Annotated in this window: 1 protein-coding gene; it reads right to left on the bottom strand. The window is 39.7% G+C overall.

Annotated elements, in window-relative coordinates:
* Positions 1–673: thiamine pyrophosphate-binding protein (locus tag ACFFHT_RS10945; RefSeq protein WP_512700269.1), on the bottom strand; the 673-nt coding region annotated here is incomplete at both ends.

Here is a 673-nt window from a genome sequence, read left to right on the forward strand (position 1 = left end):
CACGTAATGGTTTTGAACCTGACCATAAGGTTAAGTTAGAACTTGCTAAGTCCGCTGAACCACCTAAAAACTCTGGTAAAAGATGTGCATACGCTTCAATCGCATTTTGTGATGCTTTGCGGCTCGCAATACTTGCTGGATTCGCTTGCAATTTTTCAATAAATGCTTGTGATTCTGCCGCCCAATTTGCTGGTAATTCGCCTGCTAAACGACGTAATAATTCTGCTGCTAACTCTGGATACTCTGCTTGATATGCTGCAAAACGTTTATTCCATTCCGCTTCTTTCGCTGCACCTTGTTGTTTTGCATCCCATTCTGCATAAATATCAGCTGGAATTTCAAATGGTGCATATTCCCAACCTAAGTTTTTACGAGTCGCTGCGATTTCTTCATCGCCAAGTGGTGCACCGTGGCAATCATGCGAATTCGATTTATTTGGTGAACCATAACCAATAATAGTTTTACAAATAATTAAACTTGGTTTGCTACTTTCTGCTTTTGCTGCTTCAATCGCCGCTTTAATTTCTGCAGCATTATGACCATCTACTGCTGGAATAACATGCCAACCATAAGCTTCAAAACGTTTTTGCGTATCATCAGTAAACCAACCATCTACATGACCATCAATAGAGATATTATTGTCATCATAAAAAGCAATGAGTTTTCCTAATCC

The organism is Gallibacterium melopsittaci (assembly GCF_042433085.1).
Classification (GTDB): domain Bacteria; phylum Pseudomonadota; class Gammaproteobacteria; order Enterobacterales; family Pasteurellaceae; genus Gallibacterium; species Gallibacterium melopsittaci.